Source organism: Paraburkholderia sp. DHOC27 (assembly GCF_003429005.1).
In the GTDB taxonomy this organism is placed as follows: Bacteria; Pseudomonadota; Gammaproteobacteria; order Burkholderiales; family Burkholderiaceae; genus Paraburkholderia.
This window is the reverse complement of record NZ_QVQV01000001.1, coordinates 466,556-487,360: the sequence shown is the minus strand read 5'-3', so window position 1 is coordinate 487,360 and position 20,805 is coordinate 466,556. Positions and strand designations below refer to the sequence as shown.

Genomic DNA, 20,805 nt, shown 5'->3' with positions numbered 1-20,805 from the left:
ATCAGTGAGGCGCCGCGAAAAGGCGGGCCATCCTGACATGACAGCCGCAACGATCGTGCCGGGGTCGGCAGCGCGGAAGGTCGCCGCGCCGGCCAGGTGCATCAAAGCCGCATCAGACCCAGCCGATACAGGCAAGCGCGCGCCACCGCCCCGCGTTCCCCGCTTTTACAAATGCAGGTAAATCGGGAGCATTAGCCGGGAAACAGCCGGAAATCGCCTAGTCGGCGGGATGGGCGCTGTGTTGCGCCAGGTGGCGTTGCAGGTCCTGCAACAGCCTTTCGAGCAAGGCGATATCGAAGGGCTTGGACAGCACGCGCGCATCGACGTGTCGCGCGCGGTCGAGCTCTTCCGCGTACCCCGTCACCAGAATCACGGGCAGTCGCGTTTCGAAAGACTGCACGGCTTCGGCCAGGTCGATGCCATTCATGTCGCCCGGCATGTGGATGTCGGAAATCACCAGGTCGAACGGCAACGCTTCGCCCGCGCCGAGCCGGTTTGCGCGGGCGTCGTCGAACAGCCGCAGCGCCGTATCGGCGTTGAAAACGCAGGTCACCTGATGGCCCATCATCTGCAGCAGCGCCTCGGTGCCGGCCGCCACTTCGTCGTTGTCCTCCACCAGCAGGATGCGCAGACCGTGCGTCATGCTGGTGTCCTCGACATCCGGTTCCGCCGGGCTCGCGATCTCCTGCACGGCAGCGGCGCGCGGCAGGTAGAGACGCACCGAGGTGCCGGCGCCGATCGCGCTGTCGATCGCCGCCAGGCCACCTGAGCGCTCGCAGAAGGCGAACACCTGCGGCAGGCCGAGACCGGTGCCCATGCCCTTCGCCTTGGTCGTGAAGAGCGGCTCGAAGGCGCGCGCCAGCACCTCCGGCGGCATGCCACTACCGGTGTCCTCGAGCGAGAGCTGGACGAAATCGCCCGTCAGCGGAAAGCCGTCTTCGGGACGGAACGTGATGTTGGCCGCACGCACCGTGAAGCGGCCGCCGTTGGGCATCGCGTCGCGCGCGTTGACGGCGATATTGATCAGCGCGAGTTCCAGTTCGGCCACATCGATCCGCATCGGCCAGACCTCCGTGCCGATATCCATGACGAGCGAGATTTTTGCGCCCAGCGATGCGCACAGCAGTTCCCGGCAGGACGGCAACCAGTGCTCGGCGGCGAGCGTCTCGTTACGCAAGGGCTGCTTGCGCGCGACGCCCAGCAACTGGCGGGTGAGCGATTGACCGTTCTTAAGCGCGCGTTCGATGGCCGACAACTCGCGGTCGAGGCCCGGCGCGCCGCGCCGCCGCGCGATCTGCACATTGGCCGAGACGATCATCAGCAGATTGTTGAAGTCATGCGCGACGCTGCCCACCAGATTGCCCAGTGCCTCCATCTTGCGCGACTGGCGGTAGGCGGATTCGATGGAGCGGCGCATCGACGCTTCAGCCTGCCAGCGCTCCCACGCTTCCTCTTCGGCACCGAGGCGTCGCAGCGACAACCAGATTACGCACCACAGGACGATGGATGGTGTGAACATCGAGAGGATAAGCACGCTCAGATGCCGGTACCACGCAGCCCAGATCGCCGAGGTGCGATAGCCGCACGACACGTACACCGGATACGAGCCAACCCGGCGAAACGCCACGATCAGATTGTCCTTGTCGAACACGGATTGCGTGCGGACCACGCCGGCACGATCGCCGCGGGCGAGGGCGTCAGTGAGCGCGGTGTGCTGGGCGAGTGAAGTCGGTTGACCGGGCGCAGACGGGTAGTGGGCGAGCACGGCGCCATCGGTGCGGCTCAGCGTCATTGTCATCGGCGAGTCGTTCCCGCCGAGCAGCTCGTGATAGAACTCGTTGAAATACACCGGCCGCAGCGCGACCGACACTACGCCGTCGAACGAGCCGTCCGCCGCGCGCCGCGCCACGCCAGTGTTGAACACCAGCCCGCCGGCCACCTGACCCATCATGTCCTTCGACACGTGTTCGAGCACTTTCCCGTCGCGGATGCCAGTGAAATCGTCGCGCGTGGCAATCGAGACCGCTGGCGTCGGATAGAAGCGGCTGCTGGCAATCAGGTGGCCGTCCTTGCCAAAAATGGACACTGCGGCGACCTGCGGATAACCCCCGCCCATGATGCGCAGTTTTTCGTGGATGGCTGCTTCGCTGCTGCGGATGCCCGCATCGTCGAGCCCCTGCACGAGGTCGACCACGCGGGCGTCGAGCGCCTCGTTCATGTCGAAAACCTTCAGCGCGTGCTCTTCGGCAACGCGCACGGTGCGCAGGGTCAGATCCGTGGCGTCCGCTTCGCGGGCGCGCAGATCGCTGAACGCCATTGCCGTGACGTAGACGCAGGGCAGCACGATTGCCGCGATCAACAGGGCAATCAGCGTCATGCGCCGGACGTGAAAGTTCTGTTCCGGAACGACAGGGAATAGCGTTTCGTCGTCCTCGCTAGCGGGGCCAGCGGCGTGCTGGCTCGCCGTGGACGGCTCGGACCGGTCAGTTTTCATCGTTAATGCCGCTGCAAACGTCGGTTACGGAAAATCTTACGACAACCATCATACGAGAAGCTGAAATTCACTGCGACGGAACTGTTGACCTGGTAACAATAAACTTCCTGACGATCCGTAACTCTTACTTAAAACAGCGACGAAACAGGAAGCGCAAACGTACACAAAAGTATGAAGTTGGAAAACGAAGCCGTGGTGAAACAAAAAATCACTCGTATGAAGAAATTGAAGAGTAATTTATGTTCGTCAAATCCGGTTGACGAGTTGCCTTTTCGTCCAAATGAATCGAGAATCACGTCAACACAAATAAGGCGTCCGCCATGCCCGGATGTCTGAGCCGCGAGGATCGGCCAGAAGCGCATACGAAGCGCAATGGTGGGGCCTTGCGGGAACGCACGTGGCCAGACGGGGCTTATCGGTTCCTCCCGCCGCGCGGAATCACCTACGGGGTAGGCTTCGAACATGCCGGTCATCTGCATTGTCCAGCGTGCGCCCTCGCGCACCTGCATCGTTCCTCTCGCACGCGCGATCGCGCGCGGCTTCTCCCGCATGATGCATTTCGCATCGCCTGCTTGGCCCGAGCGTGCCGATCTGGCTGGCAATCGGGAATTGGCGCTAAAGAATTTCTGAATTCAGCCGTTAAAGCGAACGAGCCAATCCCGTTTTAGACCTCCGCCATGCCATTGCCCATTGTGATCGCCGACGATTCGTTGCTTGCCCGAAAGGTGCTCACCAAGGCACTGCCGGCGGATTGGGATGTCGACATCCGTTACGCCGCCAACGGCCATGAAGCGCTGGCGCTGTACCGTGAAGGCAAGGCGTCTGTCATGTTCCTCGATCTGACCATGCCGGACATGACCGGCTATCAGGTGCTGGAGGTTTTGCAGAACGAGGACCTGAACACGTTTGTGATAGTCGTGTCCGCCGACGTGCAACCGATGGCGCAGGAGCGTGTGCGCACCCTCGGAGCGATTGCCTTTATCGCCAAGCCCGTCACCCCCGAGGCGCTACTACCTATCCTCAAGGAGTACGGGTTGTATGTCTGAGCCAGTCCTCAACGAAGACCAGCGCGACGCGCTGCAGGAGGTCGCCAACCTTGCGATGGGGCAGGCGGCGACCCGTCTCGCGCAACTGCTCGACGCGTTCATCGAACTCTCGGTGCCGCGCGTGCAGGTCGTCGCGGTAAGCGGGGCGGCCCAGGCGTTGCGCGAGATGACGGGCATCCAGGAGTCGGTGAGCGCGGTGCGCCAGAGCTTTCGCTCGGATATCAAGGGCGAGGCGCTGGTGATCTGCCGCAGCGGCAGCATCGAACAGCTCTGCGCGCTCGTCAACGACCCGTATCCGCGTTCGGCCTACGAGAAAGTCAGCCAGCAGGAGCTGATTTTCGACGTCGCCAACGTGCTCACGGGCGCCTGCGTGTCCTGCATCCTCGATCAGCTTGGCCGCACGCCGGTGTTCTCGCCGCCCGGTCTGTTGGGCGAGGCGATGTCGCTCGACGATGTATTCCAGCCCGGCGTGCTCGCCTGGGAAGTGGCGCTGCTGGTCGAAGTCAATTTCGCGCTCGAGGACCACAGCTTCCGCGCCCACCTCGTCATGCTCATGGCTGAAGAGTCGATCCGCCACATGAATCACGCGCTCGATGCGCTGCTGTCCAGCTTATGAACGACACCGTCACTGTCTCGTTGAGCGATCTGGTCGTCGAGCGCGTTGGCTTCGGCATCTTCGTGCTCGACCGCGACATGAAGGTGCTGATGTGGAATCGCTTCATGCAGGATCACAGCGGTTTGTCGGCCGAGAAAGTGGTCGGCAAATCCATCTTCGCCAATTTCCCCGAATTGCCGCGCGTATGGCTGACCCGCAAGCTGGAAAGCGTGTTCCAGCTCGGCAGCTTTGCGTTTAGTTCGTGGGAGCAGCGCCCCTATCTGTTCAAGTTCGACCATGACCGGCCCATTACCGGCGGCGTGGATTTCATGCAGCAGGATTGCACGTTCATGCCGCTCACGCGTGATCGCGAAGTGGTGGCCGTGTGCGTGACCATCTCCGACGTGACGCACGTGAGCATCGTGCAGCGCGAGCGTGAGGAGGCCGTAGCGAAGCTGCAGGAATACGCGGATCGCGACGGCCTGACCGGTATCGCGAACCGCCGCTACTTCGAAGGACGTCTGCGCGACGAATACACGCGCTGGCAGCGCTACGGCGGCGATATGTCGGTGCTGCTGTTCGATCTGGACCACTTCAAGAAAATCAACGACCAGTTCGGCCACGTGGTGGGCGACACGGTGCTGCGTGAAATGGCCCAGCGCGTCGCACAGGTGGTAAGGATTCAGGACACCTTTGGACGGTTCGGCGGCGAGGAGTTCGCGCTGTTGCTGCCCTGCACGCCGCTCGAAGATGCGATGCAGGTCGCCGAGAAGATCCGGCATGCCATCGGCGACGTGCCGGTGGAAGTGCAGGGTGTGTGCGTGCCCGTCACGGCGAGTGTAGGCGGCGCCTCGGCGCGCGTCGGCGTGCCGAACTACGACGTGCTCATCAACGAAGCGGACGCCGCGCTCTACAGCGCCAAGCGTCAGGGCCGCAACCGTTCGGTCGCTTATATCTAGCGACTCGGGCATCAGTGCGGCACACCCGCCACGGCGCTGGCGAACCGGCCGTTTGGCCGTAACAGAAACCCGCTCACCGCCGGGCATTGTTCCCTAAAACTGCGCCATCCCGTAAAGGTTGCTATACTTTTCGCCGTTTCCGGCATCCCTTGCCGGGGTTTTCGCGCGTGTCCGCGCGCGCGGCTTATCCTGCGGGTAGGCACGACTTCTTGACCGCCTCCAGAGGGCCCCTCAGCGGAGATCGTCTTGGCTGTTTCCAATCTTGTCGTGGACGATACAGAAACCGACGCCGCTGCCGCCACATCCGGCAGCTCGTTTTATCTTGCAATGCGCATCCTGCCGGCTGCGCAGCGCGATGCGATGTATCAGGTCTACGCTTTTTGCCGCGCTGTCGACGATATCGCCGACAGCGACTTGCCGCGCGCCGAGCGTGCGGCGGGGCTCGAACGCTGGCGCGCCGACATCGACGCCTGCTATGCCGGTGCGCCGCGCGCTTCGTTGCGCGCGTTGACGCGGCACATTCACACGTTTCATCTGCAGCGCGAAGACTTCCACGCGATGATCGACGGCATGGCAATGGATGCCGCCGAGGACATCTGCGCCCCCGACGAAGACACGCTGGACCTGTACTGCGACCGCGTCGCAAGTGCCGCTGGCCGGTTATCGGTGAGGATATTCGGGATGGAGCCGGAGCCGGGCCGCCTGCTGGCGCACCACCTCGGCCGCGCGCTGCAATTGACCAACATCCTGCGCGATATCGACGAAGACGCGGACATCAACCGCTGCTATCTGCCGCGCGAGTTGCTGGCGCTGGAAGGCATCCCCACCAGCAGCCCCGCTGCGATTGCCGACGATCCGCTGTTGCCGCGCGTGTGCGCCAAGCTGGTCGTGCAGGCCCGCGAGCATTTCGCCCGGGCGGACGCCATCATGGACGCCGCGCCGCGCAACCACGTGCGGGCGCCGCGCATCATGTCGGGGGTGTACCGGTGCCTGCTCGACCGTACCGTTGAGCGCGGCTTCGACGTGCCGCGCACGAAAGTCAGCAAGCCGAAAGCGCGGCTGCTGTGGATCGTGGCCCGCTACGCCTTCTTTTAATGGGCAGGCGCGTTCACGTGATCGGCGCGGGGCTCGCCGGTCTGGCCGCTGCGGTGCAATTGCAGCGGCGTGGCGCGCAGGTGGTGTTGCACGAGGCCGCTGCGCAGGCCGGTGGACGATGCCGCTCCTGGTACGACCACACGCTCGGTACGACGATCGACAGCGGCAATCATGTGCTGTTCTCCGGCAATCACGCAGCGCTGGCTTACCTCCGCGCGATCGGGGCAGCCGACCAGCTGGAGGGCCCGGCGCAGCCCGAGTTCGCCTTCGCGGACCTCAAGACGCGCGCCCACTGGTCAGTGCGCCCAACGCCGGGGCGCTTGCCCTGGTGGATCTTCGATCCGGCGGCACGGGTGCCGAACTCCAACCCCGGCGATTACCTGTCGCTCGTGCCCCTGCTGTTCGCGAGGCCTGGCCGGACCGTGGCGCAGACCGTGCAATGCGATGGCGTGGTGTGGGAGCGCCTGCTGCGTCCGCTGCTACGCACGGTGCTCAACGTGGAACCGCGCGAGGCCAGCGCTGAAATGACCGCCGGGTTCGTTCGCGAGACCTTGCTGGCCGGTGGCGCGGCCTGTCGGACGCTGACCGCCCGGCATGGCTTGAGCAGCGCGTTCGTCGATCCGGCGCTGCGGCTGTTGCAGCATGGCGGCGCGGCGATCCGGCTCGATTCCAGGCTGGACGACATCGTGTTTTCGGAGCGGGGGCGCGTGAGCGGGCTGCGCTTCGCGGATGAGCACATCGAGCTCGAACCGGGTGCCGGCGTGGTACTGACAACGCCGCCGCACATCGCACAAAAACTGGTGCCGGGGATGCAGGCGCCCAATCGCTTTACGACGAGGTTGACCGTGCACTTTGCGGTCGAGCCGCCGTTTGGCGTGCCACCGCTCACCGGGCTGCTGAACGGCACCGCGGAATGGCTGATGGCATTCGATGGCCATCTGTCAGTCACGGTAAACGATGCTGGCAGGCTCATCGAGCAGTCGCACGAGGCCCTCGCCGAACAAATCTGGGCGGAGGTCGCGCAGGTGGTGAACCTGCCGCTCGCGCCGATGCCGGCCTGGCTGGTGGTGCCTGAAGTGCAGGCGGGCTTTGCGCCGCTGCCCGATCAGGAGATGCGCCGCCCCGGCACGCGCACTCGCTGGAATAACCTGATGCTCGCGGGAGACTGGACGGCCACCGGCCTGCCCGCGACGCTCGAAGGAGCGATCCGCTCCGGCCAGAAGGCCGCGGATACGCTGCTGAACGAACCGATGGAACGTAGATGAACGACTTATCCCTTGCCCAGCCGATGGACGACGACACGCCCGATACCTCCGTGGATGCCCAGCCCGACGTGGACGCTGCCACGCCGGCCGCTGCCCGCGCAGACGCGAACGTGTCCCCGCTGGATGCCGCCGTCACCCGCGCCACCGACGCGATTCTCGCCGCGCAGCGTCCGGACGGCCACTGGGTCTACGAACTCGAAGCCGACGCCACCATCCCCGCCGAATACGTGCTGCTGGTCCACTACCTCGGCGAAACGCCGAATGTCGAGCTGGAACAGAAGATCGCCCGCTACCTGCGGCGCATCCAGTTGCCCAATGGCGGCTGGCCGCTGTTCACGGATGGCGACCTCGACGTCAGCGCCAGCGTGAAGGCGTATTTCGCGCTGAAGATGATCGGCGACCCGGAAGACGCCGAGCACATGGTGCGTGCGCGCGAAGTGATCCTCGCCAACGGCGGTGCCGAAGCGGTCAACGTGTTTACGCGGATTCTGCTGGCGTTGTTCGGCGTGGTGTCGTGGTACGCCGTGCCCATGATGCCGGTCGAGATCATGCTGTTGCCGCAGTGGTTCCCGTTCCATCTGTCGAAGGTGTCCTACTGGGCGCGCACGGTGATCGTGCCGTTGCTGGTGCTGAACGCGAAGCGGCCGGTGGCACGTAACCCGCGCGGCGTGCGCATCGACGAGCTGTTTCATGGCGCACCTGTCACCACCGGATTGCCGCCCCGTGCGCCGCATCAGAGTCAGGGCTGGTTTACGTTTTTCCGCGGCGTGGATCACGTGCTGCGTCTGATCGACGGGCTGTTTCCGAAGTACACGCGCGAGCGCGCCGTGCAGGCGGCTGTCAACTTCGTGGATGAGCGCCTGAACGGCGAAGACGGCCTCGGCGCGATTTTCCCGGCGATGGCCAACTCGGTGATGATGTACGACGTGATGGGCTATCCGGCCGATCATCCGAATCGCGCCATCGCCCGCCAGTCAATCGAGAAGTTGCTCGTTATCAAGGATGACGAAGCATATTGCCAGCCGTGTCTGTCACCCGTGTGGGACACCTCGCTGGTCGCGCACGCGCTGCTCGAAACCGGCGAGCCGCGCGCCGAACGCGCCGCCGAGCACGGGCTGCAATGGCTGCGTCCGCTGCAGATTCTGGATGTGCGCGGCGACTGGATTTCGCGTCGTCCCGATGTGCGGCCGGGCGGTTGGGCCTTCCAGTACGCGAACGATTACTATCCCGACGTCGACGATACCGCTGTGGTCGTGATGGCCATGCAGCGCTCGGCCACGGTGACGCAATCCGATGTGGATCGCGAAGCGATTGCCCGCGCCCGCGAATGGGTGGTCGGCATGCAGAGCAGCGACGGCGGCTGGGGTGCCTTCGAGCCGGAAAACACGCAGTACTACCTGAACAACATTCCGTTCTCCGATCACGGTGCGTTGCTCGATCCGCCCACGGCCGACGTGTCGGGCCGCTGTCTGTCGATGCTCGCGCAACTCGGCGAACTGCCGGCGAACAGTGAGCCGGCGCGCCGTGCTTACGACTACATGCTCAACGAGCAGGAGTCCGACGGCAGCTGGTATGGCCGCTGGGGCATGAACTACATCTACGGCACGTGGAGCGCGCTCTGTTCGCTCAACGCCGCGGGCATGTCGCACGACGATCCGCGCATCAAGCGGGCGGCGCAATGGCTGATCTCGATCCAGAACGCGGACGGCGGCTGGGGTGAAGACGGCACGAGCTACAAGCTCAATTACCGTGGCTACGAGCAGGCGGCCAGCACCGCGTCGCAAACCGCGTGGGGTTTGATGGGATTGATGGCGGCGGGCTGCGTCGATCATCCGGCGGTCGAGCGCGGCATCGAATACCTGATGCGCGAGCAGCGCGAGCACGGCCTGTGGGACGAAACCCGTTTCACCGCGACCGGTTTTCCGCGCGTGTTCTATCTGCGCTACCACGGCTATCGCAAGTTCTTCCCGCTCTGGGCACTGGCGCGTTACCGGCAACTGAAGCGCGACGGACTGACGCGCGTCGCGGTCGGGATGTGACGGTGATCAATCCAACCCGCTCGACCGAGTCGCTGGCGGCCAGTCCGTCACGCAGCGGTTTGCCTGTGATTGCCGTCACCGGGATGGCGTTCGAAGCGCGCATCGTGCGCGGCACGGGCGTCGAGGTGGTCTACGCGGCGCGTGCCGATCTGCTCGAACGGGCTTTGAGCGCGGCCGTCGTCCGCGGCTGTGCGGGGATCATCAGCTTCGGTACGGCGGGTGGTCTCGCGCCGGACCTGCAGCCCGGCGCCGTGATCGTCGCGGATGCCGTGGAGGGCCCGCTCGGCCACTGCGCGACCGATTCGCGCTGGTCGGAGCGGCTGGCCGCGGCGCTGATGGCGTCGCCGGTCGCCGCAAAACTGCGTCGCGGGTTGATCGCGGGCGTGGCGGCGCCGCTCATCGGCGCCGAGGACAAGGCCATGCTGCATCGGTCGAGTGGCGCGCTGGCCGTGGATATGGAATCGCACGTTGCGGGCGCGATTGCCGCCGCGCATGGCTTGCCGTTTGCCGTATGCCGCGCCATCGTCGATCCGGCGTGGCGCACGCTGCCGTCTGCCGCAACGGCCGGACTGCGCGACGATGGCACCACCGCCATCGGCCCGATCCTGCGCGAACTGCTGAAGCAGCCTTCCCAACTGGGCGCGTTGCTCCAGGTGGCCTCGGACGCCCGCGCAGCTAAGGCTTCACTGGTCGAGGCGCGGCGCGCGATGGGTGTGACCGGGGCGCTGGTGAGCGCGGGGTAGACGGCCCACGCACCTCAAAAGCGTGTTTTTGTCCTGATCAGGGAAAACCCTTATTTTTGGTATAATCTAGGTATTAACCCTAGGGTCTTGGCATGTTGCCCGGTAGACCCGCTCACGGAGGGATACCAGATGAATTTCCACACCAGAAAGTCCGTGTGTTAGCTCATGAAATGTGTAAGCCTTATAGAAAGGCGGTTTAAAGGGTATTTCAGGGTGATTTATCAATCAGACGAGGATTCTACCCCAACGCCCACCCCAACAAAATAAGGGGCTCATTGGTACTGTTGCCGATGCAAGTGATCGCGCTCTTGTGCATGGCTAGAACGTGCCCAATATGTGGATATATGTCGGGCAGATGACAGTTCGAGGCGTGCACGGTGACCAAATTTGCGGATAATGCACATCCTTTGTCTGGATCGGGGCTATTCCGGAGCGTCGCTCACATGCCAAAATACGCCCGCGTGCTATCCTCTTACAGTTATGTCTAAACAAAAACCACAATCCGCCGTTATTCAGATAAAGCATCGCCCGGGTGAAGGCCCGTTGATTGATGTTGAAGCCCGGCAAACGGTTGATGCAGCAGGGTTTCCCGCGGTCACAATGGGCCTGAATCTGGGGGCAGCGCCTGTGCCTGACAGACGATTTGTGGCTGATTGTGCTAGCGTGGTTGTTCGGAGAGGTGTTGCAAATCTCTTGTTCGGTCAGGAGCGACTTGTGGGAGAGGGGCTTCGCGCACTGCTCATAATCAAAATGAACTCTGACGCCGTGGGGCTGTTTGTAAGTACTGTTCGTGGAATGCAAGGCACCACGATCAAGGAATTGCTGGGAAGGTCCAAGGCGAAGCCGGAAACACTGGATACATTTACCAGCGAACCGGAGCAAAGCGTCGCTTTGATGGCAAACATGGTGGGCGTAAGCTTCACTACGATGGAAGGCTGTTTCGATTTTTACCAAGCATCCGCGTCTTCCATGACATTGGTCCCGCAAAGGAACAAGTTAGCGGTAGATCCAGTGGTACGCGTAGAAATGCGGCTTGCACTTGCAGACGCGCTAATGGATGAGTTGCACAAGGTCAACGAGGCATTCGCTGCGGGCTGATTGGGGATACGTATGGACGGATTTGAACGATTTGACGTTAGAGCGTGGGTTTCTCACGGACTGACGAAACACGTCTCGAAGTCTAGAGAGGTGTCAGAATCCGCACCCCGCGATGTGCGCCGTATTGTTGCAAAAATCGTTGCGCAGGCGACGATTGCCGTTGTCGCGGCTGCTGGTGGTTTAAGTGTTATTGAAATGTCGCCTGGAAGCGTTGCATCCGGGGCCAACAGCCAGGAAATCATGTCAGCGAACGCGCCATCCGCGAATTCGATCGTGGATGCGTCGGCGGTTCCCGGCAGCTCGTACGCGTCTAGCCTTGCTGCGTCCCCGAATACTGCGCAAGTGAATCCCATACTGCGGCAGCCCAACGTACAGCAATCATCGTCTCTCGCTCGGTTCTTGAGCCGTCAACCGGCGAAAATGTCAGAGCAAACCCGCACTTTGGCCGGTCTTGCACTGGAGCGCAGGGCGAATTCGACCGCAGAAAATGGTGACGTCTGGGCTGAACGCGTGATGAAAAATATCTATACGACGAGTTAATGTGTCCAGAGCATGCGCATTTCTGTAAGTGTTCCAATTGGGACTACGAGAAATTTGATGGTATTGGCAAGCGGTCAAAGGTTTATGCGCGAAGTGTCGCGCTTCTCGCCGATCTAAAGAATTCGAAGATTGATAGAAAAAAGGCACTCGCGAATACCCGGACGACGCACGTCCGTTTGTTCAGCGGGTTGGCCAAGGCCGGATGTGAATATTTTGTAGGCAACTTTCGCGGCTCGCAGAAGTGCCTTAAAGAATATGAAGTAGTGATCAACACGGCAAATGGCGTGGTTTCGACCACGGCACCGTCCCATGTCGCTGCGGAGATGGCCGCCCTTTCCAACGAGATAGAAGGTGATCTCACCGCCTTGGCAGATGCCGGTGGTCCGGAGGCATTGGAAACAAAAGATGATCTCGTGAACTGGTTGGACGTCGCGTTGGAGCGGATGGTGCGTTTTCTCAGCATCCACCCTTACGCAAATGGCAATGGGCACATTAGCCGGTTCATGATGTTTTGTTATTTGTCGGCTGTAGGCGTGTGGCCCGAAAGTTGGCCGCTCGATGATCATCCACCATATCCATACGATGAAGCTATCGCGGCATTCCGAAATAACTACCCTGACGGACTCAGGGACTTCCTGTTGAAATACATCGTTTGGGAACCCAAAGTTTCGAATTCGTAGCGGCATGTGGTGCGCAAGAACTGAGTGACGCTAGGCCGGGGCCGCTGGATGCGGCCTTTGTTGCGTTTACGATGGGTCGGGCATATGCAATAAACCCGTTCCTTTAGCAATCCAAAGGTTTCAAGACAGGTATCCGTATCGCAAAAATACGTTCTGCCCTTAAGCCATTATTTGAGGCAGTATCGTTGCCGCGTTGACGATAACGAAGGACTAAGGAATGCCAGCCGCAGTAAAGACCGTTACTCCGTACGATGTGCGAATCCGGGCATGTGCCAAAGTGACTATTGTGCTACTCGCTATGGCCGTCTGCATGACTTGGGTTTGGTTTCAGGAAAGCGCGCAAGGGGTGGTCAACATGCAGCACATTAGCCACTACCGCGCTACCGATCCCGCCGGTTTCGCATCGGGACATGAGCGGACCCTTTGGGGTGCGGCGGCATACTTTCTTGGAGCCGTCGCTGTTGGGGCTTACACAGCATCTTGTGTTTCGCGCCGTCGCAAGCTGAGACAGGGCCGCTGATTAGTTGTTGTGCAATTGATTGCATCCGTTTGACAAACGCCCCTCACCCGAGGGGCTTTTTTATTGACTTTCCAATTCGATAGGAAAATATATTTCCCCGCTTCATGCCCCGCCGCCTAGCCGTTTTCTAATCGAAAACGCGCCTCAATCCCTCGTCTGATTTTATGAAATTTCCCACTCCGTAAATCGCCATGTTCTGAATTGTTTTCTTAGTGGCAGAGTGGGAATTGCTGGTTCACGAAGGATCGGCAATTTCCACCAAACGAACGGAGTCGAAAATGTCTAATTCAACAAACGACAAGGTAAACGCTGGCGTTATCTTGCCGCGCGCCCTGTATCAACGAATCGTTGAGTACGGCGAGCACAGAGGATTGAGTCTATCGGCAGTCATGCGACTCGCTACCAGCCAATATCTCGACAAGGTACAGCCGCAGAAACAATCCACGAAGAATACGAGGTAATGCAACGAAAGAAAAAGGCCAGTCCCAAAATAGACTGGCCTTTAGAGTTGGGTTTCGGTGGTTGGCAGCCAAACAAAACCCTCCATGCAGCAGTTAGTATAGCTCCCGCATGGAGGTCTTTCAACGATCTTTATGTATAAGGGAGTTAATCGTGTCTAATGAACTGATTAAGCAGAATTTTGAAATGCCGCCGCAAGCGGCTGTTTGTCAAAGTGCGCACACAATTGCAAAGCCAAAGCCCAAACAAGGGAAGCACACCCTAGTGCGCCCCAAACTCGAATACGTCAATTTCTTTAGCGACTACTGCCGCTCTCCCCTGAACGCCGCCCGGTTGTATAGCTTTTTGGTCTATCACGCCCAGCGCAATGCCCCCGGCCCCAATCCGGCCCGTCTACGCACCGTGCGCGAGGGTGGATCGTGGGGGGAACGGGCTTACTGGTGGGTCATGACTCGCAAGGATATAGCCGCAGCGTGCGAGATGACCGAGGATCAGTTTCGCACCGCACTGGCGACGCTGGAGCGGGCAGGGGTAGCGGTCCACAAGCGGGGCCGCTACTACGGCGAAATTCCCCGCTACTACGGCAAGACCATTGATCACTTCAGATTGGGCGTGTGCCAGCGTGGAAACGGCCTTGACGCATGGCCCACGGTAGCCGAGATGGCCCAATTGAGAATCGTTCTTGGTGGGGATAAACCCCCACTGAGCGGTGGGGATAAACCCCCAAGATTAGTACTAGATTCTTTACAAGTCTCCCCCTCAAATTCATTAACAGAAAAATCACTTATTAAAAGCCCTGGCGAACATCTGCCAGGAGAACCTACACAAACGCAGGTAAGCCAGCAAGGAAAGCAGGGAAACCCAAAACCCAAGGCAAAGACAACCGTTGCAAGTCCCGAAGTAGTAGAGCGTTGGAAAGCGTTCAAGACGGAATACAACGAGGGAATGCATAACGGCGAAAACCTCAAAGAACAGCTTTCGAATGAGTGCAACGAGACCGAACTAAAGACACTTCAGCGCATTGAATTCCGGGCCGCTGAGAGGTTCGGGGATGCGTTGCCTTTCTTCACCTGGCTCACCTTGCACGTGTGGCGGCGCATTACCTTGGTGGTTCAGAGCGATGACCCACGCGCTAACGCTGGATATTTGCTGAAGCACCGGCAAGTGTTCTTTGATATCTACGCGGCGTGCCTGGAGGATGAAGCCAAGAAGCCCGCGATCAAGTACGTGATCCCCAAGACGCCGGATTCAATTTTGTACGTCCCTAGCAGCCCCGCCACGCCCACGGCGACCACTGTGACGTGCGTTGATGCCACCGTTGCATCGGGGCCTTCTATGGCTACCCAAGATGAAGTGCAGGCAGAGCTAAGTGCCCTATTGCCATCGGAGCACCAGCGCTACCTTAGCCTGTTGAAATTCCTTGCCGAGCATCCGCCCCAAGAAAAGACACCGACGCCGCTCCCGCCCGATCTTTCGAAGCCGAACCCACCGAAATGGAAGCCATCGTGCTTTGATAAGAAAAGCACGAAATTAATTGATCAAGGTGTTCCCAGTTAGCGACCAAGAGAGGATTATTTTCATTGTGGGAACCAAACCAGGACAAGCGATGTGTACTACTGATCAACGGACAAGGGTAGGGCGGAAATATTATCCGGCAGCGACGATACAGCAGTTTCTCGATGAAATCGCCAAGAACCACAGCATCGTGGAGGTTTGCGCAGACCCGAAGTTCCCAGGCGTCACGACCATCTATAGATGGTTGTCCACCGACCCGGTCTTTGCAGCCGAGTACGAGAAAAGTGTTCAGCTTGCGGCGGCCAGCCAGTTGCAGCTTTGACATACAGCGGGAGCGGATCGTGAGTCACATACCAATGCTGATGCAGCAGACAGAAGCCCTTGCGAGACAGACAGGTATTGCCCTGTACCCTGGCCGCGCTGAAGTCTATTGTCGGTATGACGATGAGACGGGCATCCAATGGGTGTTTAGTTTGAAAGGCTCTGTCGGTCTTAGCGTGACTATGCGCCGGATGGATTCCGACCAGGCCGCAGACACATTGCGCCGCCTGAGTGAAGGTTTTTTGTTTGATTGACTGGAGCACAACATGTCGTCATTTACAGGTTTCAACTCGATGAGCGCAGAGGCGCAAGCCCGGTTCGCGGCGGCGCATGCACGTGGCGAGAATCCCCGCCCCGCCGACTACAGCAGCGGTGGCCGTCTGAGTAGAGCACGTGCAGATAGTGCCGTTGGGCGCGATGGTTTGCGAAAGATCGTAAAAGTAGACGAGTACAGCGGCCAGCGTGTCGTTGAATTCCAGGCAACGGAACCGAACGCCAGAAAAGCGTGGATGGACCCTTGGCGTCATGATGGTTATCAGCAAATTTGCATCTGGAACAAAACCGCGACCGAAGATGAACGCCGAGCCGCCCTTGATCGTTGGGAACACACCCAGGCTTATCTGCGTGGAGAAACACGATGAAATCCCTAGAACAGGAAATTGCCGAACGTGTGGCGACAGTGACCGCAAAAGCTGTTACCAGTCTGAAGAAACAGATTGCCGATAAGCGAGCGGTTCCAGCGCTGATGCATCCGAAAAAGATTCAACCCGGTAGTGCTGAATACTTCGCCGTGAAGGCGATCAACGAGAAGTACTCGAAGCCGTTTCAAGCTGTGGGCCATACCGATCCCGTCAAGGATCAGTGGCCGTGGGAATGTGAGAACACGCAGATGTATCGAGCGAGACTGTGTAATTACCTCCAGACAGGCGATCGCAAGCATTCTGCGGGCAAGATCATTGATATGGCGCTCGCTGCACCTGAGAAATTTGACGCTGAAGAAAGCCGGATCATTTCAGATTCTTGGAAGGCAGCAACGGCACCGGGCAGCACGCCGCACCCGATCTTGATCGAAGATCAAAGCGGCAGAAAAGTTACTGAGTGGAGCGGCCATAAAAGCGCCTGGTTAGGTCGGTTCAAAGCTATTGGGTATCAGATGCTTGATAAAAATGGCGACCTACCGAAGCTAGAGTTGCGATGAGATGAATCATGGATGCCCCTTCCTCAAAAGTCTGTCGGGCTTGCTCCACGCTGAAATCTTTGGCCGAGTTTCACGTTGACAAGACCTGTCTTGGGGGGCGGAAGTCACGTTGCAGGCGTGCGCCTGTGCAGCAACGCGGGCTTATTACGCGACCCATGCCGAAAAGATTTGTGAGTATCAGCAGCGCCGCAGACGTGAGAAGCAATCCGAACAGCAAGGGGCAACACCATGAGCAATTACAGATGGCCTGACGGCAAGATTCCCCGGATGCCAGTGATGCCTACGCCACCACGGAGACGCAGACACCGTGCAGGGCGTCCAGATGCGATCCCATTGGATGACCTGTTGGTGCGTTGGCATGAAGCGATTGCCAGGATTAGGGGCGAAAAATGACGAACCTTGAAAACCTCGTTGCGCTGCTCGATCAGGTGCGCACTCTTCATGCTGCGTTGCCCGAACAGGTGGCGGCGGCACGTGATGAAACCGAGGTTCAATACATACGCATCAAGATTTTCATGAGCGCTGGTGATCGTTTGGCGGCGGCGCTGGAATTGCTCGCACCAACCGACCCTTCACGCGTCACCATTCAGGCCGCTCTAGATGCGTTGGTTGAACTTGTGGGTGCAGCGGTTGAGCGCGTCGCCCAGATCGAACAAGCGATGATCCAGGCGGCAAACGCCACCAAGCACTAACGGAGATCGATATGTGCGACGTTATCAATACCCTGTTGGTGTTCGTGGCCGATTGGGCCGGCGACTGCGTGAAAATCCGCGCGATCCAGAAGCCCTAGCACTACGCGATAAGGCGATTGCGGAGACGTTGGATTTGTTGGCGTTCGGTCTAGAAAACTGCACAGATGAAGAAAAACCCTTGATTCAAGGGATGATTGAGAACACACGCCGCGTCAGGGATGCACTGGCGGCGGGCAAGACCCCAGCGCCGCACTAGTTTGACAAACGCTTGCGAAATTGATTGCATAGATAATGTTCGGTAGTCCTCAAAAGGAGATCGACGTGAGCAGCGGCGGATACGAAGCCTTCAAACTGAGTTACGAAATCTCGCCAGTGATCCTAGTAAACGGCATCGCAAATCTGATTCCAGGCCAGATGCTCCCGATAGTCGCACTGACAGAGGCGGCCAGTTTCACGCAGGGACTTTTGCAAGGGCCATCTGTACCGAACCTCGATCAGTTCTTTGCGCACTGGAAACCCGTTGGCGGAAGTACGCTGGTAGCGCAAGAAATTGGCATGTTCCCATTCGCAAACCAGGCGGTAGCAGCGAACGCAGTTATTGCCCAACCTCTTAACGTCAGTATGCTGATGATGTGCCCCGTCCAACAGGAAGCGGGATATACATCAAAACTGGCGACGCTAACCGTACTGAAACAAACCCTCGCCCAGCACAATTCGGCGGGCGGGACTTATACAGTCGTTACCCCAATGCAGATTTACACGAACTGCCTTTTGCTAAAAGTGACAGACGTATCTAGCGGAGAAAGCAAACAGGTTCAGTACGAACTCCAATTCGATTTTCTTCAGCCATTGATCCAGATAAATCAATTGGCGCAAGTCTATAACTCCTTGATGGCAAAAATGGCGGGCGGATTGCCCACGCCCCAGATTCCCACATGGAGCGGTCCATCAGCGACCTTTGGTAATGCATTGCCACAGGCGGCGGGCGGGGTTATCCCGTCAGTCAGTAATAACCTGGGATCAATGGCGGGTAGTGTCTCTCAGGGTGCAGGGGCCAATCAATTCGGATTCGTGGCCTAAATGCAAGTATTTTCGCGGCGGCGGGTTTTGCGGGTGTGAGTAAGCGTAAAGAGAAGATAGACAGTAAGAGTGGAGAACCGGATCATGGATACAGTCAAGACAGATACCAACGCACCACGCCTGACAAATGGTGATGTACTGGAGGTATTAGGGAAGATAAAGAAGCGGACAGCAGATATGGAAGATGCTTTTTCCCTGTTCGCGGCGCACGATAAAGAGACTCTGAAACGTGCGTTAAAGAGCCATATAAGTGGCATACGTGAAGTAATTGAGGCGGCAAGAACAGAGATTTTCAGGATAGATTGAGCTAGGTAAGGCTATAACTCAGGGTGTTAATCATGGCGGGCGTACTTACACAGAAGATGAAGCGGTTCGTAGTGCGGGCACTTGCCACCGGGCATGGCGTGGTGGAAGTACAGCGTATGGTGAAGCAATCCTTTGATGTGGATATCACAGTGCCATCCTTGTTGAAGTACAACCCCACCCGCATTACGGGCGCGCGTCTGTCGGCTCCACTGCGAAAACTATTTTTCGATACGCGGGCCAGGACAAATGATGAACTGGAGAACACCGATCTAGCCCATGACGTGGTGCGGATGCGCCGGTTGGATGAGATGCACGATGAAGCAATGATGAGAGGCGATATCAAAGGTGCAGTGGTGGTGATCACTGAAGCCCGCAAGACGATGGACAAGTATCAGGAAATGCCTGACACGATGCCGGGTGCAGGTAAGGGGGATGCGGAGTGAGCAAGTTCCAGATTCGATCCACGGTCAAGGGACCGGACCCAAGGGACACCACGCTGGTGATTGAAGGTGGACTTCCCCCGGATTGGGACGGCTATACGGATGAGGACAAGGCCCGACTATTCCAACAGGCAGCGGCACCCACTGCAAAGGCTACGGCGTCCCGGTTGAGAAAGTTCCAGGCGAAGCCGCGTGATGAGAATGACGATGATGGCATCAGGTATCTCGTAGTGCGGGGCGGTCTACCCGACTGGAGACACGAAGCCGAACACAGGGCGATTGCACGCCAGCAATACGAGGATGCGCAGAAAGCGAAGCTTGCAGCGCCGAAAGATACCCTACAAGGTGAAGTCACAACACCTGTCGAACCGCACCCCACGCCGCCTGCCGATGCAATTGATTGCACTGACTCAGAGGGGTAGTGAAAGGCAATTTTGTAAGGTTCGGCCTGAAACAGCCTTAAATAACGAATTTTGGCCTTACTGCATGTTTACGGATATCTAACCTGCATGGAATCAATGAGTTAGCCAAAAATGGCCGTAAGGGTAGCTTTACATAATGGTTTTAAACGAGCTTTGATCACCTTTTGATAATGTTACGATTTGATAACGGAGTCTTACATCATGGCAGTGACCAAGAAGCAAACCCCGGACGCCGCCCCCGATACGTCAGAGGAATTTGACGAACAGCCAGTGCAATCAATTGCATCCGAGCCTGTGACCGTGGGCAGCATCAAGGCGGCAGCGCTGGCAGGTAATGCAGTAACGCACATCGGCCACGCCATGACCGTGACTGCCCAGCACATTCCCGGAGGTACGGGGAAGGGTATCGCCCTTGCGGGCGGGTGGGTGGTAGACGATCTGAACGGCCAGCCCTACCGCGTGGGCAACAACCAGGGCACCTTCCATTTCTTCGTTAACGGTACGCCTGTTACTGAGGCGACGCTGGTCCGCATGCTTGAGCGGAGCTAGTCATGGCTACCTACACAACCAGTCCCGTAGGCTTGCCGTGGACGCAGACGCTAGGCAACGATACCAGCGGCACCATTACCGCTCTTTCCTGCCCCGGACAGTGCGTATGCACAGTGTATAGCGCGGCGGGCGTGGTTTTGGCATCCATTGATAGCCGCAATGTCAGCCGACCCAATGAGTACGGGCAGCTTTATTTCAATATCGGCCAGCCGTATGTGATGCCGCTCAATCTCGCCTTTAGTGGCGGCGCACCCTACGTGGTGCAGCGAAGCGGCAGCAGCATTTCATTCACCATCTGAACGGAGTAACACCATGAGCACCAACAGCAATTCAAGCCGTGACAGTGGCAATGCAGGTAGCGATAGCGCTGGCCGTTTCAAGACCTCGCCTATGGATGCGTTCAAACGCTCGATCATCCCCGGCACCGGCAACAGCATGAATGATCCTGTGATCAAGCACACACCCAAGGTGCCCACGTCTAACGGTGTCATTCGGGACAAGGCGTAATCATGGGCAACAGCAATCTTACGAACGGTGGCAGCGATACGCGTAAAGATACGCACGTCCCGGTATCGGGGTCTAGTACGCGTGATCATTACGTGTTGCCTGTCGGCACCAGGGAACTGGCGCAAAGCCAGCTTAGGAATAACTCTGCGATTCCCGGCAGCAATGGTTGTATCCGCAACGTTCCTGCAAAGCCGTTGCCACATAACCCGGCGAAGCCCACGATGGGCCGCAAGTGAGGTGAT

General features: G+C 59.0%; 27 protein-coding genes. 25 read left to right on the top strand and 2 right to left on the bottom strand.

All coding sequences use genetic code 11. The features are described from left to right. Positions 1–217: 217 nt before the first annotated feature. Complete coding sequence (locus D0B32_RS02165; protein WP_117332032.1) at positions 218–2,494, bottom strand: hybrid sensor histidine kinase/response regulator; 2,277 nt, start codon at positions 2,492–2,494, stop codon at positions 218–220. A 128-nt stretch (positions 2,495–2,622) separates the two neighbouring features. Further along, positions 2,623–3,045 carry a hypothetical protein gene (locus tag D0B32_RS32210; protein ID WP_147329477.1) on the bottom strand — a complete coding sequence of 141 codons (423 nt, stop codon included), beginning with the start codon at positions 3,043–3,045 and terminating at the stop codon, positions 2,623–2,625. A gap of 126 nt (positions 3,046–3,171) precedes the next feature. Here D0B32_RS32210 and D0B32_RS02160 point away from each other — a divergent pair, with 126 nt between their 5' ends. From D0B32_RS02160 to D0B32_RS32185, 25 genes are all read left to right on the top strand, one after another. Further along, entirely contained in the window at positions 3,172–3,540 is a 369-nt protein-coding gene (locus D0B32_RS02160; protein ID WP_117332031.1) for a response regulator, read from the top strand. After that, positions 3,533–4,156, top strand: a complete 624-nt coding sequence (locus tag D0B32_RS02155) for a chemotaxis protein CheC (RefSeq protein ID WP_117332030.1) — start codon at positions 3,533–3,535, stop codon at positions 4,154–4,156. Before D0B32_RS02160 ends, D0B32_RS02155 begins: the two co-directional genes overlap by 8 nt. After that, a complete protein-coding gene (locus D0B32_RS02150) occupies positions 4,153–5,094 on the top strand; it encodes a diguanylate cyclase (protein ID WP_117332029.1) in 942 nt (313 codons plus the stop codon). The genes D0B32_RS02155 and D0B32_RS02150 overlap by 4 nt, the downstream gene beginning before the upstream one ends. A 246-nt stretch (positions 5,095–5,340) precedes the next feature. Continuing rightward, on the top strand, positions 5,341–6,189 hold the full coding sequence (gene hpnD, locus D0B32_RS02145) for a presqualene diphosphate synthase HpnD (RefSeq protein WP_117332028.1): 849 nt from the start codon (positions 5,341–5,343) through the stop codon (positions 6,187–6,189). Next, positions 6,189–7,454 carry a hydroxysqualene dehydroxylase HpnE gene (gene hpnE, locus D0B32_RS02140; RefSeq protein WP_117332027.1) on the top strand — a complete coding sequence of 422 codons (1,266 nt, stop codon included), beginning with the start codon at positions 6,189–6,191 and terminating at the stop codon, positions 7,452–7,454. Before hpnD ends, hpnE begins: the two co-directional genes overlap by 1 nt. Next, positions 7,451–9,493 (top strand): squalene--hopene cyclase, encoded by a 2,043-nt coding sequence (gene shc, locus D0B32_RS02135; protein ID WP_117332026.1) that lies wholly within the window; start codon positions 7,451–7,453, stop codon positions 9,491–9,493. The genes hpnE and shc overlap by 4 nt, the downstream gene beginning before the upstream one ends. 83 nt (positions 9,494–9,576) lie before the next feature. Then, complete coding sequence (locus D0B32_RS02130) at positions 9,577–10,236, top strand: phosphorylase (protein WP_117333419.1); 660 nt, start codon at positions 9,577–9,579, stop codon at positions 10,234–10,236. Positions 10,237–10,716: 480 nt separating this feature from the next. Then, positions 10,717–11,334 carry a hypothetical protein gene (locus D0B32_RS32205; protein WP_147329476.1) on the top strand — a complete coding sequence of 206 codons (618 nt, stop codon included), beginning with the start codon at positions 10,717–10,719 and terminating at the stop codon, positions 11,332–11,334. Positions 11,335–11,424: 90 nt separating this feature from the next. Continuing rightward, entirely contained in the window at positions 11,425–11,874 is a 450-nt protein-coding gene (locus D0B32_RS32200; RefSeq protein ID WP_147329475.1) for a hypothetical protein, read from the top strand. After that, the gene (locus D0B32_RS02120; RefSeq protein ID WP_117332024.1) at positions 11,874–12,554 is read left to right on the top strand and encodes a Fic family protein; all 681 of its coding nucleotides are present in this window, start codon (positions 11,874–11,876) and stop codon (positions 12,552–12,554) included. Before D0B32_RS32200 ends, D0B32_RS02120 begins: the two co-directional genes overlap by 1 nt. A 1,132-nt stretch (positions 12,555–13,686) precedes the next feature. Continuing rightward, on the top strand, positions 13,687–15,090 hold the full coding sequence (locus D0B32_RS02110; RefSeq protein WP_147329474.1) for a hypothetical protein: 1,404 nt from the start codon (positions 13,687–13,689) through the stop codon (positions 15,088–15,090). Further along, positions 15,077–15,370 (top strand): hypothetical protein, encoded by a 294-nt coding sequence (locus D0B32_RS02105; RefSeq protein WP_404935530.1) that lies wholly within the window; start codon positions 15,077–15,079, stop codon positions 15,368–15,370. The genes D0B32_RS02110 and D0B32_RS02105 overlap by 14 nt, the downstream gene beginning before the upstream one ends. Before the next feature lie 19 nt (positions 15,371–15,389). Further along, positions 15,390–15,623, top strand: coding sequence for a hypothetical protein (locus D0B32_RS02100; protein WP_147329473.1), 234 nt, complete (start codon positions 15,390–15,392; stop codon positions 15,621–15,623). 12 nt (positions 15,624–15,635) lie between these two features. Further along, on the top strand, positions 15,636–16,010 hold the full coding sequence (locus tag D0B32_RS32195; protein ID WP_147329472.1) for a hypothetical protein: 375 nt from the start codon (positions 15,636–15,638) through the stop codon (positions 16,008–16,010). Beyond that, a complete protein-coding gene (locus D0B32_RS02095) occupies positions 16,007–16,567 on the top strand; it encodes a hypothetical protein (RefSeq protein WP_117332019.1) in 561 nt (186 codons plus the stop codon). The genes D0B32_RS32195 and D0B32_RS02095 overlap by 4 nt, the downstream gene beginning before the upstream one ends. Before the next feature lie 389 nt (positions 16,568–16,956). Next, a complete protein-coding gene (locus D0B32_RS02090) occupies positions 16,957–17,259 on the top strand; it encodes a hypothetical protein (RefSeq protein WP_117332018.1) in 303 nt (100 codons plus the stop codon). A gap of 13 nt (positions 17,260–17,272) precedes the next feature. Continuing rightward, a complete protein-coding gene (locus D0B32_RS32190) occupies positions 17,273–17,515 on the top strand; it encodes a hypothetical protein (RefSeq protein ID WP_147329471.1) in 243 nt (80 codons plus the stop codon). Between the two features lie 65 nt (positions 17,516–17,580). Continuing rightward, positions 17,581–18,339: a hypothetical protein gene (locus D0B32_RS32440; RefSeq protein WP_181969693.1), complete on the top strand. Its 759-nt coding sequence runs from the start codon at positions 17,581–17,583 to the stop codon at positions 18,337–18,339. An 84-nt stretch (positions 18,340–18,423) separates the two neighbouring features. Next, on the top strand, positions 18,424–18,645 hold the full coding sequence (locus D0B32_RS02080; RefSeq protein WP_117332017.1) for a hypothetical protein: 222 nt from the start codon (positions 18,424–18,426) through the stop codon (positions 18,643–18,645). Positions 18,646–18,677: 32 nt separating this feature from the next. Then, entirely contained in the window at positions 18,678–19,088 is a 411-nt protein-coding gene (locus D0B32_RS02075) for a DUF2280 domain-containing protein (protein WP_117332016.1), read from the top strand. Beyond that, positions 19,085–19,507 (top strand): hypothetical protein, encoded by a 423-nt coding sequence (locus D0B32_RS02070; protein ID WP_117332015.1) that lies wholly within the window; start codon positions 19,085–19,087, stop codon positions 19,505–19,507. The genes D0B32_RS02075 and D0B32_RS02070 overlap by 4 nt, the downstream gene beginning before the upstream one ends. A gap of 201 nt (positions 19,508–19,708) precedes the next feature. Next, on the top strand, positions 19,709–20,056 hold the full coding sequence (locus tag D0B32_RS02065) for a hypothetical protein (protein WP_117332014.1): 348 nt from the start codon (positions 19,709–19,711) through the stop codon (positions 20,054–20,056). Between the two features lie 2 nt (positions 20,057–20,058). Continuing rightward, on the top strand, positions 20,059–20,355 hold the full coding sequence (locus D0B32_RS02060; RefSeq protein ID WP_117332013.1) for a hypothetical protein: 297 nt from the start codon (positions 20,059–20,061) through the stop codon (positions 20,353–20,355). A gap of 13 nt (positions 20,356–20,368) precedes the next feature. Further along, positions 20,369–20,563: a hypothetical protein gene (locus D0B32_RS02055; RefSeq protein ID WP_117332012.1), complete on the top strand. Its 195-nt coding sequence runs from the start codon at positions 20,369–20,371 to the stop codon at positions 20,561–20,563. 2 nt (positions 20,564–20,565) lie between these two features. Then, positions 20,566–20,799 (top strand): hypothetical protein, encoded by a 234-nt coding sequence (locus D0B32_RS32185; RefSeq protein ID WP_147329470.1) that lies wholly within the window; start codon positions 20,566–20,568, stop codon positions 20,797–20,799. Positions 20,800–20,805 lie beyond the last annotated feature (6 nt).